The following is a 17927-nucleotide window of genomic DNA, read 5'->3' on the forward strand; positions in this document are numbered from 1 at the left end:
TGCACACGCTTCGCCAGCGTGGTGGAGTTCTCGTGGATGAACGGGCTGTTCAACATGAACAACGCTTGCGACGGCACAGTGGTCACATCGCGGTTTGCCACCACGAGGCTGGGTTCGGCGAAGTCGAACAAGTCGAGCACGGCGGGCACCATGTCGCGAACGATGGGCAGGTAAACGCTGCGCTTGCGGGAATCCGCCTTGAGGACGGCGTTTCGGTTGCGGCCGATGTCCATGTCGCCGAGCGCGGTGACGGGCGAGGAACGGGGCGGTTCGAGGTCGAGGCGGCCGCTCACGGCGAGCACCGCGTCGCGGATGGACTCGGCGTCGAGACGCCGCTGGTTCGCGCGCCAATACAGGCTGTTGTCCGGGTCGGTCGCGAAGTTCTTCGTGTCGTGCGCGGCGCTGAGCCTGTAGGTGCGGCTGAGGACGACCTCGCGAACGAGCTTTTTGACCGACCATTGGTTCGCGACAAGCCGGCCGGCGAGGAAATCGAGCAACTCGGGATGCGTCGGGCGGTCGCCCGTCGCGCCGAAGTTGTCCGCGCTCGCGACGATGCCCTCGCCGAAGAGATGCAGCCAGACGCGGTTGGCCATGACGCGCGCGGTGAGCGGATTTTGCGGACTCGTGAGCCATTGGGCGAGTTCGAGGCGGCCGCTTTGGCTAGCGGGAATCTGCTGAACCGAGCCCGATGGATTGAGCACCGCGACGAATCCGCGCGGGATGACCGGCCCTTTCTCTTGCAACTCGCCGCGCACATAAATCGGGCAATCGGCCACCCGGCCATCCAGGACGCCCATGATGACGCGTTCGCCGTCGCCGAGTTCGGTGCGTTCGCCCGGTGACTCGACGGCCCGGGTCGCCTTCTTCGCACCTTTGCCGGCTTTCGCTGCTTTCGCCGCGCCTGCGCCGCCTTGGAATCGCGCCAACGCGAGCGCCTTTTGCTCCGGTGTCAGCGACCTGAGTCGCTCCGCGAGCTTGGGGTTTCCCTGGGCGAGTTTCGCGAGTTGCGCTTCCTGCTGGGGCGTCAACAAGCTTGGCTTGATTGCCTCGGGTTCGGCTTGCGGCGTGGACGCGGCTGGAACGGCGGACGCGGGCTTCACTTCCTTGAACGACGCGTCCTTCGCCAGTGGCAGGAGTTTGCCGGGTTGGCGGTTCTTGCCCGCCGCGCCATCGCCTGTGCCGTAGTAGATGTCGGTGCTCTTGAAGATGCCCGCGACCGCGTAGTAATCCTTCGTGGAGATGGGATCGAACTTGTGGTCGTGGCAGCGCGCGCAACTCACGGTCACGGCCATCACGGCGCGCGTGGTCACGTCGATCTGCTCGTCCACGTTGTCCATCACGAACTGCTCGCGGTTGCGCTCGTTGAAGCCTTTCGGCCCCATCGCGAGGAAGCCCGTGGCGATGAGCCGTTCGTTGCGCTCGGCGGCGTTCTTCGCGGGCAGCAAGTCGCCCGCGACCTGCTCGCGAATGAACTGGTCGTAAGGTTTGTCGGCGTTGATCGCGTCGATCACATAGTCGCGGTAGCGCCACGCCTGTGTGTAGAGGTAGTTGCGCTCCTTGCCGCTCGACTCGGCGTAACGCGCGACATCGAGCCAGTGACGGCCCCATCGCTCGCCGAACTGGGGCGAGGCGAGCAGGCGGTCCACGAGGGCTTCATAGGACCGGGTGGACGCGTGGGTCCCGTGCGACTCACGGACGAAGGCGTCCACCTCGGCGGGTGTCGGCGGAATCCCGAGCAGGTCGAAGTAGAGCCGGCGGATCAGCGTGTGCGCGTCGGCATCGGCGACGGGCTTGAGTTTGTTTTGCTCGAGCTTTGCGAGCACGAAACGGTCGATGTCCGACGCCGGCCACTTGGAGTCGTTGACCTTTGGCACGGAGACGGGCTGGACGGGCTGGAACGCCCAAAAGTTCTTTCCCTCCGACGCGTCAGGTTTCTTTGCGAGCTTGGGCTTGCCGTCACGCGGGTCGGGCGCGCCCATGAGAATCCACTTCTCGAAATCCGCGATCACCTCGGGTGGGAGTTTCTCCTTGGGTGGCATGAGCAGGTCCTTCTTCTCGCCACGGAGGGCCGCGATGAGCAGGCTGCCCTTGAGGTCGCCCGGTTCGACTGCGTGGCCGGTGGCGCCGCCCAGGCGGATGCCGTCGCGCGTATCGAGCAGCAGCCCGCCTTTGACTTTCTCGGCCTCGGCGGAATGGCACTTGTAGCACTTCGCCGCGAGCACGGGCCGGATGCGCTTCTCGAAGAACGCGAGCTGGTCGGGCGTGATTGTCTCGGACGGCAGCAACTTGTCGGCGGCGCGAAGGGAGACCGAGACGACGAATGCCGCGGCGATCGTGAGACAGGCACCAAGCGTGGCGGGGCGGTTCATCATGGCGGCAGTGCAAAGGCAGACGGTCGGATCGCGGGAAGGTTTCAATCCGACTTCGCGCGCGGAAAATTCTGTTCCCGCGCGGGGAGCCGGGCGATTATCCTCGGCATCCGATGCCGTGCGAGCTGTCCATCGTGGTGCCCGTGTTCAACGAGGCGGAGAACGTGCTGCCCCTCGCGCGCGAGGTGACGGCAGCGATGTCGGCCGTCTCACGGAGTTGGGAACTGGTGCTCGTGGACGATTGCAGCACGGACGACACGTGGCGGCGCATCACCGAGGCGCACGCGGCCGATGCCCGTGTCCGCGGGCTGCGGCTGGAGCGCAATTCCGGGCAGAGTGCGGCAGTGTGGACGGGCTTCACCGCCACAACAAGCCCGGTGCTTGCGACACTCGACGGCGACTTGCAGAACGACCCCGCCGACTTGCCGAGACTGATTGGCGAACTGGACTCGTGCGATTTCGTGAGCGGGTGGCGCGCAAGCCGCCGCGACACGTGGCTGCGCCGCGTGTCCTCGCGCATCGCCCGCGCCGCGCGGCGTGGCATGCTGGGCGTGGACGTTGCGGACAGCGGCTGCGCGCTGCGCGTGTTTCGCCGCGAGTGCCTCGACGGCTTGTTCGGCTTCAACGGGCTGCACCGGTTTCTGCCGATCCTCGTGCACGGCGGCGGATTCCGCTGTCGCGAGGTGCCTGTGAACCACCGCCCCCGTGTCGCGGGCGTCTCGAAGTATGGCGTGTGGAACCGCCTCGGGCGCGGGATCGCCGACCTCTTTGCCATGGCGTGGTTCCGGCGGCGGCGCGTGCGGCGGGTGCCGTTCGCGGAGATTCGATGAGTTGCTACTTGCGGCGCGGACCGGCCGCCGCTCTGGCACCGTCTCGGATTCCTGACGGTCATCATCCTCACCTGGTCCTACGAGCTTTTCGACCTCGCGCACCGTGTCTTCGGCGGCACCAAGCAGGACATCAACATCGTCGAGGGCATCAGCAAGACGGTCGTCATCCTCATGCTGTGAGGACTCTCCGGTTACCAAGTCTATCGCATCATGTCGCGCCTGAGCTACCTTGAGAACTTCCTGCAAATCTGCGCGTGGTGCCGGAAGATCAAGGTCGAGGAGAACAGGCAGTCGCTCGAGAAGCACTTCACCCGGCAGACGGGCAAACGCGTGACTCACGGCATGTGCCCGGACTGCGCCAGGGAATTTCAGGCCGGATTTTCCCTCGGCGCCGAGCAAGCCGCCCGTTCGCGCGCTGTCACAATCGCCTTTGGCGGCAGTGTGATGCCGCTTCCGGTCCCTCGCGGTTTGCGCTACAACCGCCGTCGTGCCCGACTCGATGATGGCCCGTCTCGCGCGCACGCTTGCCCGTGGCGCGGTGCGGCTCTACTACCCGACCATCGAGGTCTCCGGCCGCGAGCGTTTGCCGGCGACCGGCCCGGTCCTCTTCGTTGCGAATCACGCGGCGTCGCTCATGGACCCGGCCATCGTCGGCATCACCGCGCGGCGCCCGGTGCACTTTCTCGCCAAGGCGCCGCTCTTCGATGTGCCCGTGCTCGGCGCCGCGATGCGCGCGCTCGGCATGGTGCCGGCCTTTCGCGGCAGCGACGACCGCTCGCAAGTGGCGCGCAATCTCGAATCCCTCGCCGCTGCGGCCGAACGCATCGTGGCCGGCGGCGCGGTCGGCATTTTCCCCGAAGGCAAGTCGCACGACGCGATGAAGGTCGAGAAGGTTCGCACCGGCGCCGCGCGCATTGCGCAACAAGCCGTCGCCGGGGGCGCGAAGGGCCTCAAGATCATCCCGCTCGGGCTCAATTTCGAGGCGAAGGAACGCTTCCGCAGCGCGGTGTGGGTGCGCGTCGGCGACCCGGTTGACGCCGCGGCATTCCTCGCCCGCCATCCGGAAGAACGCGTCGCGATGCGCGAACTCACGGCCGAGATCGACCGCCGGCTCAAGGAAATCGTGGTGCACCTCGAAGACGAGCGATGGGAGCCGCTGCTGCTCGACCTCGAGGCGCTCGTGCCCGCCGGGCGGGAGCGGTTCTCGGATCCCATCGCGCGCGTGCGCCAGCGCAAGCGCGTCGCCGATGCGATGAATCACTTCGCCGGGGCGGACCGCGCCCGCGCGGATGCCACGGCCACGGCGATCAACGAACACCGCGAACGCGCGGCGGCGTGCGGGCTGACGGTTCATTCACCCATCCTCCGGCAACGTGGGCTGCGGTTCCTGCTCGGACTCGTGTGGGCAGTGGCGCGGCTTGCGTTCGGAGTCGTGCCGGTGCTGGTCGGCACGCTGCATCACCTCGTGCCGTTCCTTGTCGTGCGTGGCGTCGCCTCCAAGCTGCAAGCGCCCGGCCGGATGACGACCTCGTTGATGCGGCTCGCGGTCGGCCTGCCGGCTTATGGCGCGTGGTATGCGCTTGTGTGGTGGTGGATGGCCAAGTGGTATTTCCTGCCATGGGTCGCGTGGACGTGGGCGGGGCTGATGCCGTTCGCGGGCGCGTTCGCGCTCGGCTACTGGCGCAACGTGCGCGACGTCTCCCGGCGGCTCGTGAACGAACTGAAGCTGCTGTTCCAGCCCGCGAAGCTCGACGAGTTGCGGCGCGGACAGTCCGAAGCCGGCGCCAGGCTCGCCGAACTCGCGAAGGAATATCTGCGCGCGCGTCCCGTGCTGCCGCTCGCGCCGCGTCCGTTCCCTTGGCAATGGTGGGCGAAACAGTTCGCGGTCTGGACCGCTTCGTTCGCGCTCGCGGCTGCGCTGCTCGCGTGGGCGATGGCGGCTTACAAGAACCGCCCGCTCGCCGAATTTTCATTTCCCGGCCCAGACCTTGGCAAACTCTCGTCCGGCGCGCTTGCCGCGCAGATCACCGCGGACGAGGGCGCGCTGGGCAATGTCCTCCTCAGCGTTGCGGAGCTCGAAGCCCGCGCCGTGCAGGTGCAGGGCGAGTTCGCCTCGGGCCAGCGCAGTTACCTCAAGCAGGACGACAACGACACCGTGCGTCAGCTCCTGCTCACCTATCTGAACTGCCGCGCCGCGCTGCTGCGCCTCGCGTGGCGGTATCAGGACGTGGCCGCCGTGCGCGACGACGCGTTGCGGCGGCGCGCGGGCCTGCTCGGCCACGCCGCGAGTGTGTCGCTCTATGCGACCTCGCTCAAGTTCGTCACGCAGTTCAACCGGTCGCCGGAAACGGTGAGGAAGTTCAATGAGGCCGAGCCGCTGTGGGGCATCCCGCCGGACCTCTTCAACACGATTCAGAAAAACCTGACCCAATCGCAACACCGGAAGTTGCTCGACAGCGCGCTGCGCCGGCACGACGCGCTCCAGGCCGATTACGCGCGCGCGGGATTCGACCGCGCCACACCGCACTCGGATTTCCTCGCGGCCATCTCCCGCGGGCGTGAAGCCATCGCGAAACTCTCGCCGCAACTCCGCGACGGCGCCGTGCGCGCGGTGGCCGCCGAGGCGCGCGACGCGACGCGCGAGGCGATCTATCAGGTCAAGTCCGCCGTGTCGCTCTGGGTCGGCGACACCAAGATTCGCAAGCCGCGGCACGGCCGGTCGCTCATCGACGCGGCGCAACTCGCGGAGCTTCGCGGCAGGCTGCAGCCCGGCGACATCGTGATCGAGCGCCGGAACTGGTTTCTCTCGAACGCGTTTCTTCCCGGCTACTGGCCGCACGCGACCCTTTACGTCGGCACGCCCGCGGATCTCCTAAAGCTCGGGCTCGACACGGACCCGCGCGTCGCTCCGCAATGGGCGAACTTCATCAAGCGCGACGCGCACGGCGACGTGCACGTGATCATCGAGTCCATCAGCGAGGGCGTCGTGTTTTCGTCGCTCGAGGAATCCATCGGCGGCGGCGATTCGTGCGCGGTGATGCGGCCGCGGCTCGCGCCGGAGCGGATTCGCGAGGGCATCGCGCGCGCGTTCAGCCACGTCGGCAAGCCGTATGACTTCGAGTTCGACTTCTTCAGCACGGACAAGCTCGTGTGCACGGAGCTGGTGTTTCGCGCGTATGACGGCGACATCCAGTTCCCGCTCGTCGAGGTGCTCGGCCGCAAGACGATGCCGGCGCTCGAAATCGTGAGGAAGTGCTGCGACGAGCGCGGCACGGCCGGCGCGCAGCTCGAGTTCGTGCTGTTTCTCGACGGCGACGAGTCGAGGGGCCGCGCGCGCTTCGCGAGCGAGCGCGAGTTCGAGGCGACGCTGAGACGGCCGGCGCTGACGTGGTTGCAGTAAGGGGGATCGGATGAGCCGCGCCTTTGTCAAAGAAGACAACGACCTGCCGGAACGACCGGCGGCGCCGAGGCTCCCGCCGCCCCTGCCCGCGGGCGTGAGGAACTTGCTCACGGCCGAGGGCGAGAGGCGCTTGCGCTCGGAACTGGCGCGGCTTGTCGAGGTGGAGCGGCCCCGGTGGGTCGCCGCGGGCGACACGCCGGATGACAAGCGCGCGTTGCGGGAGGCCGACGCGCGCATTGCGCACATCCAACAGTGCCTGCACGGCGCGGAAATCGTGCGCGCCCCGGAGAAGCCGTGGTTGCAGGTGAAACTCGGCGCGACTGTCACCGTGCGCGAGCGCAACGACGAGCAGGCGCAGTATCGAATCGTCGGCTTCCACGAGGCGGACTTGGAGCCCCACTGGATCAGTTTCCGCTCGCCGCTCGCCCGGGCGTTGATGGAGGCGACGGTGGGCGAGCGGGTGCGTTTCAAAATCCCCGCCGGCGAGGAGGAGCTCGAAGTGCTGGCGATCGACTACGGTTGAGCCGCTGGGGCGGGCGCACCGGGTTTCGCATCCGAGCCATTCCTTCGGAACGATCGCGCGGCGAGCACGAGCGCGCCGACGGACAGCAGGGAGCTGAAATAGAACGCGACGCCCGGCAGCTTCATCGGCGCGCCCTGACTGATGAAGAATCCAAAGAGCCCCGTGACGATCGGTGGGCCGAGGATTCCGGTCACGCTGGCGAGGCTCGTGAGCGCGCCCTGCACCGCGCCTTGTTCATCCGCGCCGGTGCTGCGCGAGATGAGCCCCTGTAACGCGGGCGTGGTCACGCCACCAAGCGAGCCGAAGCAGATGATCGCATACATCATCCAGCCTTCGGGGGCGAAGCCGTAGAGGGCATACGCCACAACCGAAACCGTGAGCCCAAAGATCGCCGACCTTTGCTCGCCGAGGTTGGCAACGACGACGCGCGTCAGCCCGCCTTGCACGATGGCCGCCATCAGGCCGACGAGCGCCAGCGACCACCCCGTCTGGGCGACGGTCCACTGGTAACGGTAGCTTGTGTAGAGCACCCAGATGGCCGGATAAACTTGGTGCGCGAGGTAGAAGAGAAAGTAGGTGCCCGTCAGACCGAACACCATCGGATAGCGACGCAGCGCGAGCAGCGAGCCGGCGGGATTCGAGCGGTTCCATGCGAAGGCCCGGCGGTTCTCCGGCGCGAGCGACTCGGGCAGCACGAGCCAGCCGTAAAGCGTGTTGAGCAGCGTGAGCCCTCCCGCGACAAAGAAGGGCACGCGCAACCCGACGTCGCCGAGCACGCCGCCGAGCGCGGGTCCGAGGATGAACCCGAGCCCGAATGCCGCGCCGATGAGGCCGAAGTTCGCCGCGCGCTTCTCGGGCGGGCTCACGTCCGCGATGTAAGCGGTGGCCGCGGAGAAGTTCGCGCCCGTGATGCCCGCGATGACACGGCCGACGTAGAACCACGCGAGGTTCGGCGCGAACGCGAGCAGGAAGTAATCGAGCCCCGAGCCGAGCAGCGAGCCGAGGATGACGGGCCTCCGCCCGAAGCGGTCCGAGAGCGAACCGAGCAGCGGCGCGAAGCCGAACTGCATCAGCGAATACAGCGCCGAGAGCATCCCGACCGTGTGCGCGGCATGGGCGGCGTTGCCGCCGTGGAAGTTCTCGATGAGCCGCGGCAGGATCGGGATGATCAGCCCGATGCCGAGGATGTCGAGCGTGAGCGTGACGAAGATGAAGGCGATGGCGGGTTTGCGCGCGGTCACGATGAGGCGCGCATCAAACCCAAGCCACGCGCCCAGCGCAAGACGTGAACGCGACACGACGACAACGCGCCTACCCAAGCGCGCGGGAAAGCGGTATCAAGGAGGCATGAACACACTTTCCGGAAAGGTCCTCGTCATCATGGGCGGCACGGGCGGATTGGGATTGTCCGCAGCGCGGGCGTTCGTCGCCGCGGGCGCAAGGGTCGTCGTTGTCGGCCGCGAGGCGCGGAAAGCAGCCGCTGCAGTGAAGGAACTCGGCGCGGCCGCGTGGGGCGTCCGCGGGGACGCCGCGAAACCGCGGACGGCCGCGCGCGCGATCGCCGCGGCCGTGCGCGTGTTCGGCGGGTTTCACGGGTTGTATCACGTCGCCGGCGGCAGCGGACGCGCCGCGGGCGACGGGCCGCTGCACGAACTCAAGGACGAAGGGTGGGAGTTCACGCTTCGGCTGAACATGACGTCGGTGTTCCACTCCAACCGCGCGGCGGTGCGCCAGTTCCTGCACCAGGGAACCGGCGGCACGGTTCTTAACACCAGCTCCGTGCTGGGCTGGTCGCCGTCGCCGGAGTTTTTCGCGACGCATGCTTATGCCGCGGCGAAGGCGGCGGTCATCGGGTTGACCACGGCGGCCGCCGCCCGCTACGCGCGGGACAACATCCGCTTCAACGTAATCGCCCCCGGTTTGGTGGCCACGCCGATGTCCAAGCGGGCGCAGGCGGATGCGCGGATTCTGAAGTTCATCCGCGCGAAGCAACCGCTAGACGGCGGGCGCATTGGGCGGCCGGAGGATTGCGACGCGGCGGCGGTATTCTTCATGTCGGACGCGTCGCGGTTCGTGACGGGACAAGTGCTTGCGGTGGACGGCGGGTGGACAGTGAGTTCGTGAGCGGAACACCCGCATTCCATTCTCGAGTGCTGCAGTTTGGAGTTGTGTGCCGCATCGAGTCGGCGCATGAATCTCGGCGTCAGCCGCAACCCCAACCCGATCCCGCGTGGACTATTCTCTCGGCATCGACCTCGGCGCATCCTGCATCAAGGCGATGGCCATCAACGCCTCGGGCCAGTCGCAATCGCAGAAGAACCTCCCGTTCGACCCGGTGGTTCCGATGGATTGGGCCGAGAAAGTCCGCCGGGTTTACTGGGACGTCCAGGGTGAACTCGGCCGGCCTCCCGACGCGGTGGGCATCTCGGCGCCGGGACTCGCGGCGGTCGACGGCCGTTCGGTCGCGTGCATGCCGGGGCGACTGCAAGGGCTCGAAGGACTCGACTGGACGAAGCACCTCGGCTCGGTGAAGCCCGTCCCCGTGTTAAACGACGCACACGCCGCGTTGCTCGGCGAGGCGTGGATCGGAGCGGCGCGTGGCTTCAAGCACGCCATCCTGCTCACGCTCGGCACGGGCGTGGGCGGCGCGTTCATGACCGAGCGAATGCTCGTGCGCGGCCGGTGCGGTCGCGCGGGACACTTTGGCCACGCGACCGTGGACATGAGCGGCGCGCCGGACATCACGAACATGCCGGGCAGCCTCGAGGACGCGATCGGCAATCACACGCTTTCCAAGCGGAGCAACGGCCGCTTCACCACCACGAAGGATCTGGTCGAAGCGCATCTCGGCGGCGACGCCGAGGCCACCAACGTGTGGCTGCGGTCCGTCCGCGCGCTCGCCTGTTCGATCTCGTCATTCATCAACATCGTGGACCCGGAGGCCGTGGTGCTTGGCGGCGGCATCTCGAAGGCGGGGCCGGCGCTGTTCAATCCGCTTCAAGATTATCTCGATGAAATGGAGTGGCGGCCGACGCGACACCGCACGCGCATCCTTCCCGCGATGCTCGGCGAATTCGCGGGCGCCGTCGGCGCGGCCTGGAATGCGGTGGAAGCGCCGAAGTTGAGTTGAGGACTCGTTCGGTGTCGGGCAGGAGGCAGCAGGAGGATGAGGGAAGGCGGCGCGGGACGACTCCCCCAACGTTCGCGCGGCGGACCCTCGACACCAAGTCAGTGATTGAAGCGGAATTCGGTGCCGGTCATCAACGACCACAGCACGTGCCGCCACGGCTCGGCTTGCTGTGCGCCGTGTTTGTCAAGGTAGGCGAGGATGGCCTTGATCTCGGCCGCATGCGGCGCGCGGGACAGCACATTCCAAAACGCCAGCGAGACGGCCTTGGACTGATCGGGTTCGCTCATCACGCGGCGGAGCAGCCTGGTCTCGGCGTCCGCGAGCAACTCGCGCTGCATCCGCTCGCTGTTGCTGAGCAAGAGCGCCTCGTCCACGCTCACTTGGAAGTTCTCCTCGGTGCGCTCGAACAAGCCCGCCCAACCCTGCGCGGCGGATTCGAGTGACTTAAGCAATCTGGCCGCGTCCTCGGGCGTGCGGACGGCGCCGGGATTCGCCGCCGCGACATGGAGTGAGAGCGCAAGTTGTTGCGGCGTCAGCGCGCGCGGAACCGCCACGGCGAAGAGCGCGGCATCGGGCCGCTGGCTGTCGCCCCACCGGCTCGTCCGCGCGTATGCTTCGCTCAACACCAATCCGCGCATGAGCCGGCGAAGGTCGTATCCGTGCGCGGTGAAGTCGCGCGCGAGCCACGCGAGCAATTCCGGGTGGCTCGGCGTGTTGGCGCCGTGCATCTGGTCCAGCGGCATCACGAGCCCGCGTCCGAAGAGTTGCGCCCACATGCGGTTCACGATGGCGCGCGCGAAGAAGCCCTCGTCCCCGGGGCGCAACCCCGCTTCGATGAGTTGCGCGCGCCGGCTGAACTTCGGTTCGGGCCATGGCGCCTTCTTTTTCTTCAAGTCCTCCATCATCTGCTTCTCGTTTTTCTTTTGCTCGGCCGTCGGCTCCGCGGGCGCGGGGTCGTCGAGGGTGCGGCCGGTCAGGAACATCAGCTTCGCCTCCTTCGACTCGCCCTTCGTCGTCTTGAAGCTGACCGGCGCCCCGTAGTCGCGCTCGGCCACGAAGTCGCCGAAGTCAAACGTGCGGCTGAAAAACGACTTCATCCCGAAGTAGTGGTCCTGTTTCCACGACGGCACGAGCGGGTGATCGTGGCATTGCGCGCAACTGATGTTCACGCCGAAGAAGCGCACGCTCACGTCGTTGACCATCCGGTCGGGATCCCTCACGCGGGCGCGGAGAAAGGCGGATGACCCCTTCGCCTCGGCGTCGCGCGCGAGCATCAACTCCCGGAAGACGCGATCCCACGGCCGGGTCTCCTCGACCGCGGGCGAGAGATAGCTGCGAAGGTCGCTCCGCTCGCCGGACATCAGGAGCCAGTCGAGTTCGTTCACCAGGTGGCGCGCGAATCCGGGCAAAGCCATCAGCCGATCCACGGCGTGCGCGGGCTTGTCCTTCGACTTCGACTCGATGAACTGCAGCGCTTCGGGTGCGGTCGGGATGCGGCCGACCAAGTCGAGCGACCATCGGTGCACGAGGGTCGAATCCTCGGCGCGCGGCGCGGGCTTCACGCGGGCCGATTTGAGTTTCGCCTCGATGTAGTGATTCACGACCTCGGTGATGGGCTTCGCGGGTGGCAGGAGCTTGTTGTCCGGGACAAGTTCCCACCACGGCGGCGCGGGCTTCGCGACGAGGGTGGGCTTGTCGGGAAACGGCGCGCCGTGTTTCACCCACTTTTCAAAGTCTGCGATGACTTCATCCGGCAGTTTCTCCTTGGGCGGCATCTGAAATTCCGGATCGCGCCAGCGCACAGCCCGGAGGATCGCGCTGTGGTCGGGGTCGCCGGGAACCAGCGCCGGACCGGTGTCGCCGCCCTTGAGCGTGTGCGCGCGGGAATCGAGGCGAAGGCCGCCCTTGAGTTTCTGCGCCCGCCCGGAGTGGCACGAAAAGCACTTCTCCGCCAGCACCGGGCGGATGCGCGTCTCGAAAAAGTCCACGTCGCGCGCGCTCGGTTCGGCGGCGGCTGCCGACCCGCACGCGCCGAGCGCATACATGCCGAGGGCGAGTTGGATTGCTGCGCGGCTCATGGATTTAGCATGCCAACTGACCCGCCCGGGCGCGAAGGTATTCGAGCCGGTCCCGGGCTGCGGCCCCGCGCGTGGTGCGGTGTTTCCCGAGATTCTGCCGGACTATGAGCGGCCGCGGGTTGAACCCACGGCGGCGAAGCAACCGTTCCGGTGCGGCTCAGCGTTTCGCGGGGATGTCAGCCTCACCCGGCGCGATGGGCCCGGGCGTGAATTTCAGGGCGATGCCGTTGATGCAGTAGCGCAGGTCTGTCGGCGTCTTGAAGCCCTCCCCTTTGAACACGTGGCCCAGATGCCCGCCGCACTTCGCGCAGAGCACCTCGACGCGCACCATCCCCATCGTCACATCCTCGCGGGTCACGACGTTTTTCGCGTTCGAGGGGTCGTAGAACGACGGCCAGCCACAGTGCGAATCGAACTTCTCCCTCGACGAAAACAGTTCGGCGCCACACCCCGCGCAGCTGTAGAGGCCCGGGCCCTGCCTGTTGAACTCCTCGTAAGCGGGCCCGAACGGCCGCTCCGTGCCCGCCTGCCTGAGCACGTGATATTGGTCGGGCGTGAGTTCCTTGCGCCAGTCCGCATCGGACTTCGTGCTCGAGCCCGCCGGGTTGGTCACCGTGGTCTGGGTTTCTTTCATGGGAGGTTCGGATTTGCGCTCCGCCTCGCAGCCGGAGGCTACGGCGGCCATGACGATCATGACGGCGGCGGGGACGGCCGAGGCAGACGCGTTCATCGTTCTGGCCTTGCAGGTCCGTTCAGCAGGAACACTCATACCCGCAGCTTTCTAAACCGGTTGTTCACTTCCTTGAAGTGAAACTCCAGGGAGCAGAGTTTTTCCAGTTCGCCTTTCATGAAATGCTGTGCGACTTCGGGCGTCGCCATGAGCACGTCGAGGAAATCGACGTCGTCGCGGCCGGCGTGTTTGACTTCCCACGCTTTCATCGCGGCGGTTTGCACGAGCTTGTAGGCGGCTTCCCGGGTGAGTCCTTTGCGGATGAGGGCGAGAAGCACGGTCTGGCTGTTCCACATGCCGAGTGAGAGGCCGAGGTTCTTCTTCATGTTCGCGGGATAGATGACCAGGCCGTCCATCAGGCGCCTGAGCAAGCCGAACATGTAATCCAGCAGCGCGCAACTGTCGGGGAAAATGATGCGTTCGACGCTGCTGTGGCTGATGTCGCGCTCGTGCCAGAGGGCGACGTTCTCCAGCGCTGCAAGCGCGTTGCCGCGCAACACGCGCGCGAGGCCGGTGAGGCGCTCCCACGTGATGGGGTTGCGCTTGTGCGGCATGGCGCTCGAGCCTTTCTGGCCGACGGCGAACGCTTCTTCGGCTTCGAGCACTTCGGTGCGTTGCAGATGACGGAACTCAACCGCCCACCGCTCGATGCTCGCGCCGACGAGGGCCATCGCGAGGTGGAATTCGGCGTGGATGTCGCGCGGCACGACTTGCGTGGCGATGGGCGCGGGGCGAATGCCGAGCTTCTTGCAGACGTAGGCCTCGACGCGCGGCGAGAGGTGCGCGCTGGTGCCGACCGCGCCGGAGATCTTCCCCGCGGCTACGACGTCGCGCACGCCTTCGAGCCGCCGCAATGCACGGGTGAATTCATCGTGCATCAGCGCGAGCTTGAGCCCGAAGGTGGTCGGCTCGGCGTGGATGCCGTGGCTGCGCCCGATGCAGGGCGTGAACTTGTGCTCCTTCGCCCGGCGCGCGATGACGGGCAGCACGGCCTTCACATCGGCGATGAGGAGGTCCGCGCTCTGCATCATCTGCACGGCGTAGCAGGTGTCGCCCACGTCGCTGCTCGTGAGTCCGAAATGAAACCAGCGGCTGGCTTTGCCGTTGATGGCCTCGGCGACGGCCGTGGTGAAGCCGATGACGTCGTGGTTGAGAACCTTCTCCAGTTCACGCTGGCGGGCGACGAGACCGGGGAGGTCAGCGAACCATTTGTCGCACCCGGCCTTGATCTTCTTGAAATCCCCGGCAGGCACGACGCCCTCCCTGACCAACGCCTCGCTCGCGAGCAGTTCAATCTCGAGCCAGAGCTTGAGCTTGTTCTCGTCCGTCCAGATGGACCGCATTTCCGGTCGGGAATAGCGCGTAATCATGCGGCGCCAGCGTAAGAGCGGCGCGAGGGATTGCCAATTTCCAATTGTGCGCCCCCTCGAGCCCGCATGCCGGCCAATTCCTGAATACAGCCGGGCAACGCGCGATCAGTCCCGCACGTGCCGATGGAGTCCATTGTTCACGGGATGACATGTCATTTCGCCATCCCCGCACCGCCGGATCAGTGATTCACCGCGAATTCCCTGGTGTTCAGCAGGGCCCAAAGCAAGTCCTCTATCGCGGTTTGTTTCGAGGAGGACTTTGAAAGCACTTGGACGCCCCACGCGCGCTCCCTGGCATCGGGCAGGCGCGAAAGGCTGCGAAGCCAGAGTTCCTCAACGAGCCGGTCGGCCTCGCGCGGACCTTGCCGGAGGAGTGTCGCGACACCGGCGCGAAGCTGCTCAGAAAGTGACGACCCGTTGATGAGGTGCAATGCCTGCGCGAGCCCGCCGCCCGTGCGCGCCGGGACTTCGCAGGCCGTCTCCCGCGTGCAGCGGCCGAACACATCCAGGGTGTAACTCGCCGTCTGCGCGTCGAGCAGTTGCACCGCGCGCGTGCCCGCAGGCCAGCCCGCAAACGACTGCGGCGCGCCTGTTGCCTGCGCGATCGCGTCCGCGAGCACCGCGGCGGGCAGCGGCTTGACGAGGGCGTGGGATCCGAAGCGGTCATCCGCGCGATTCAATGCCGTGGCGCGTGAATCGAGCTGATAAGTCCGGGAGTTCACAATCGTCCGCACGAGATGCCGCAGGTCAAAACCGTTCGCGGCAGCGTCCGCTGCGAGCGCGTCAAGCAGCGCGGGATTCGTCGGCGGGTTCGAGTCACGCAAGTCGTCCACCGGCTCCACGAGACCCCGGCCCATGAGTTCCTTCCACACACGGTTCACAAACGCGCGGGCAAACAACACATTGTCCGGCGACGCGAGCCAGCCGGCCAGCATCACGCGGCGATCGGCTGTTTCGCCGGAGCGACGATCCCCGGATCGGGCCGTGTCACGCTCGTCAAGGGGATCGGGACGCGCCGGTCTGGCGATCGGCACTCCGAGCGCGCGGGGCGCCAGGTCCTTCCCCGTCTTCGGGTGCGCCACCTCGCCGCGACTCGCCACGAGGATGCGCTCGCCGTCCCACGCGGTGCGCGCGAAGAACGCCGCGAACCGGTGGTAATCATCCTGCGTCCACCCCGCAAACGGATGCGCATGGCATCGCGCGCAGGCGATTTGCGTGCCGAGGAACGCGCGGCTCACGAACTCGCCCATGTCGCGCGGGTCGCGCGTGAGCCGGTGGAAATTGGCCGGGCCGACGAGCGACGCCTCGCCCGTGGCCGTGAGCAACTCGCGCGCGAGGCGGTCGAGCGGCGAGTTCTGCGCGACCTGCCGGCGCAGCCACGCATGATATGCGCGCGCCGGCGCGTCGCCGAGCCGGCGCGAATTGATGAGCAGCAGGTCCGCGAGTTTGTGCGTCCAGTAGTCGGTAAAGTCCTCCGAGGCGATCAGCCGCGAAACAACCTGCGCGCGGTCCGGCGCGGCGGGCGCCCGCGCTTCGCTCTCCGTCGGCAGCCGGCCGGCGACGTCGAGCGTGACGCGTCGCAAAAATGTGGCGTCATCGCACAGCGGCGACGGCGGCAGACCGAGCCGCTGCAACTCCACAAGCACCTGTTCATCGATGAAATTGTTCGCGGGAAAATCCGCGGCCTTCACGGCGAGGTGGTTGAACGGCGAGCCGACGCGCACCGCGGCGACTTGTCCTCCGAATCGAACCATCACCGCCGTCATCCCGCGGCCGCGCACGGTGGCGACGCCTTTCGCATCCACTTCGGCAATCGAGTCGTCGAGCACCGTAAAGAGCGCGTGGCCTGTCACGTTGCGGGAGCCGAGTTGCGTCTTCGCCTCGACACGCAGCGTGGTGGACTGGCCGGGCGCGAGCATCACGGGCCCCGCGGGAAGCACCGCGAGCGACTGCACCCGCAGGTCGCGATCGCCGAACGGCGCGCCCGCCGCGATCCACTGCGCGAGCCGTTCGTGATCGGGCGAGCCGGGCACGAGTCGTTTGCCGCCCTTGTGCGCGACCGCGCGGGTCGGCTTGCGGAGCAACAAGCTCTCGACGGGCGACGCGGCGTTGATCCGCCGCCCGCCAAGTTCACGCGTGATGGACTCGTGGTCGGCTTCCGGATCGTAACCGAGCAGGCTGAGCTTGAAACCGCCCTGTCCCGTTGCCGCTCCGTGGCACGCGCCCGCATTGCAACCAGCCTTCGTGAGTATCGGCAGGACTTCGGTGGGAAAACTCGCTGGCAACGGAGCGCGGGGCGCGGCCGCGGCGAACGACGCCGCGGCGCAACACAGCGGGAGCAGGATGGCCGCCGAGTGCACGCCCGCCTCACTTCTTGAAACGGTCCACCATCTTCTGCCCTTGCGCGTGGGCATACTCGGTGCCGTATTTTAGATGCAGCACGCGCACCCAGCCATCCACGGCCTGCTTCGTCAGGTCCGTGTTGCCTTTCACGTAGTCCTCGACCTCCTTCAACACGGCGTCCACGCGTGCCTTGTCGTTGCCCGGTTGGATGAAGGCGCGCAACATCTCGAGCAACCGCGGGTCCGTCGGCGCGGCGCCGGGCAATTCCCCCTTCGGCGCCTCGCGTTTCGGCTGCGCGGCGGGGTCGCGCTTCGCCGTGCCCGCGGCTGAACCGCGCGCGGCGGCGAGTTCGGCGCGCAGGCGCACGACTTCATTGGTCAACGCCTGCACCGCGGCGCGCAGTGCGCGCTCGCTGCCCAGGTCGAGCTTGGACAAGTCGAGCTCGGCGGGGCGCATCCTCATTGCGCCGTCGGCGGCGGGCCGGCCCTTGCCCGCACCGAGTTCAGCCATGCGACGCTCGCGGAGCGCCTCGGCATCGGGCGGGCTGGCATCGCCAATCATCGAGCCCAGCGCCTTGAGCACGGCGGGCGCGTCCGCGATGCCGGGCTGCACGAGCGCGAAGTTCGCCGTCACCTTGTTGTCCTTCGCAATGACGAGCGTGAGCAGGCATTGCTTGTTGAGCCCGTAATTGCCGGGCCCTTCCGCGCCGTCGACCGAGAGCGTGACGGGCGACTTCAAACGCAACGAACCCGCAACCGCCGGGATGCGCTGCCCGGCGTTCACGCGGTCGCCGTCGAGGAAAACGAACGCGCAGCGGAGCGTTTCCTTCCTTTCTGATGCGTATTGATCCACGACCGTGAGCAGCGGCGTCATCGAGCGCTCGACGCCGTGAACGAACACGAACACGGTGGGCGCGCCCTTGAAGTCCGCCACGAAGTCGCGCTCCTTGCCGGCGTCGGCGCCGGTCATGGTCACGACCTTGAAGGGCGTGACCTTCTCGCCGGGTTGAGGGCCGGAGAAGACCTTGTCCTGCGCAGGCGCGGCGCAGGCAGCGGCAAGGACGGAACTGGCGAGCCAGATGCGGATGGTTTTCATCTCGGTGGTTTTCCCAGAGTTGGGCCGACGATAACCGTCAGCGGCCGAATGGAAAGCCG

General features: G+C 67.1%; 12 protein-coding genes. 5 read left to right on the forward strand and 7 right to left on the reverse strand.

Annotation, left to right across the window (positions count from 1 at the left end; all coding sequences use genetic code 11):
* Positions 1-2372, reverse strand: a 2372-nt coding sequence (locus tag FJ386_10120) for a DUF1549 domain-containing protein (protein ID MBM3877061.1), incomplete at its 3' end; no start/stop codon positions are given.
* Between the two features lie 110 nt (positions 2373-2482).
* Between FJ386_10120 and FJ386_10125 the strand changes: the two genes are divergently transcribed.
* The 3 genes from FJ386_10125 (at position 2483) to FJ386_10135 (ending at position 7122) form a co-directional block, all read left to right on the forward strand.
* A complete protein-coding gene (locus tag FJ386_10125) occupies positions 2483-3199 on the forward strand; it encodes a glycosyltransferase family 2 protein (GenBank protein ID MBM3877062.1) in 717 nt (238 codons plus the stop codon).
* Positions 3200-3686: 487 nt separating this feature from the next.
* Entirely contained in the window at positions 3687-6599 is a 2913-nt protein-coding gene (locus FJ386_10130; protein MBM3877063.1) for a hypothetical protein, read from the forward strand.
* A 10-nt stretch (positions 6600-6609) separates the two neighbouring features.
* Positions 6610-7122: a hypothetical protein gene (locus tag FJ386_10135; GenBank protein ID MBM3877064.1), complete on the forward strand. Its 513-nt coding sequence runs from the start codon at positions 6610-6612 to the stop codon at positions 7120-7122.
* Here FJ386_10135 and FJ386_10140 read toward each other — a convergent pair.
* Entirely contained in the window at positions 7113-8363 is a 1251-nt protein-coding gene (locus FJ386_10140; GenBank protein MBM3877065.1) for a TCR/Tet family MFS transporter, read from the reverse strand. The genes FJ386_10135 and FJ386_10140 overlap by 10 nt on opposite strands.
* A gap of 106 nt (positions 8364-8469) precedes the next feature.
* On the opposite strand from FJ386_10140, the gene FJ386_10145 reads away from it, so the two are divergent.
* A complete protein-coding gene (locus tag FJ386_10145) occupies positions 8470-9246 on the forward strand; it encodes an SDR family oxidoreductase (protein MBM3877066.1) in 777 nt (258 codons plus the stop codon).
* A gap of 106 nt (positions 9247-9352) precedes the next feature.
* Positions 9353-10252 carry an ROK family protein gene (locus FJ386_10150; GenBank protein ID MBM3877067.1) on the forward strand — a complete coding sequence of 300 codons (900 nt, stop codon included), beginning with the start codon at positions 9353-9355 and terminating at the stop codon, positions 10250-10252.
* 98 nt (positions 10253-10350) lie between these two features.
* Here the strand turns inward: FJ386_10150 and FJ386_10155 are convergent, their stop codons facing one another.
* The 5 genes from FJ386_10155 to FJ386_10175 all read right to left on the reverse strand — a co-directional run bounded on the left by FJ386_10155 (position 10351) and on the right by FJ386_10175 (position 17868).
* Positions 10351-12330, reverse strand: a complete 1980-nt coding sequence (locus FJ386_10155; protein MBM3877068.1) for a DUF1553 domain-containing protein — start codon at positions 12328-12330, stop codon at positions 10351-10353.
* Between the two features lie 157 nt (positions 12331-12487).
* The gene (gene msrB / locus FJ386_10160; protein MBM3877069.1) at positions 12488-12964 is read right to left on the reverse strand and encodes a peptide-methionine (R)-S-oxide reductase MsrB; all 477 of its coding nucleotides are present in this window, start codon (positions 12962-12964) and stop codon (positions 12488-12490) included.
* A gap of 131 nt (positions 12965-13095) precedes the next feature.
* Complete coding sequence (locus FJ386_10165) at positions 13096-14430, reverse strand: adenylosuccinate lyase (GenBank protein MBM3877070.1); 1335 nt, start codon at positions 14428-14430, stop codon at positions 13096-13098.
* A gap of 179 nt (positions 14431-14609) precedes the next feature.
* Positions 14610-16844, reverse strand: coding sequence for a DUF1553 domain-containing protein (locus FJ386_10170; protein ID MBM3877071.1), 2235 nt, complete (start codon positions 16842-16844; stop codon positions 14610-14612).
* Entirely contained in the window at positions 16798-17868 is a 1071-nt protein-coding gene (locus FJ386_10175; protein ID MBM3877072.1) for a hypothetical protein, read from the reverse strand. The genes FJ386_10170 and FJ386_10175 overlap by 47 nt, the downstream gene beginning before the upstream one ends.
* Between the last annotated feature and the right edge of the window lie 59 nt (positions 17869-17927).

Source organism: Verrucomicrobiota bacterium, from assembly GCA_016871675.1.
Lineage (GTDB): Bacteria > Verrucomicrobiota > Verrucomicrobiia > Limisphaerales > VHCN01 > VHCN01.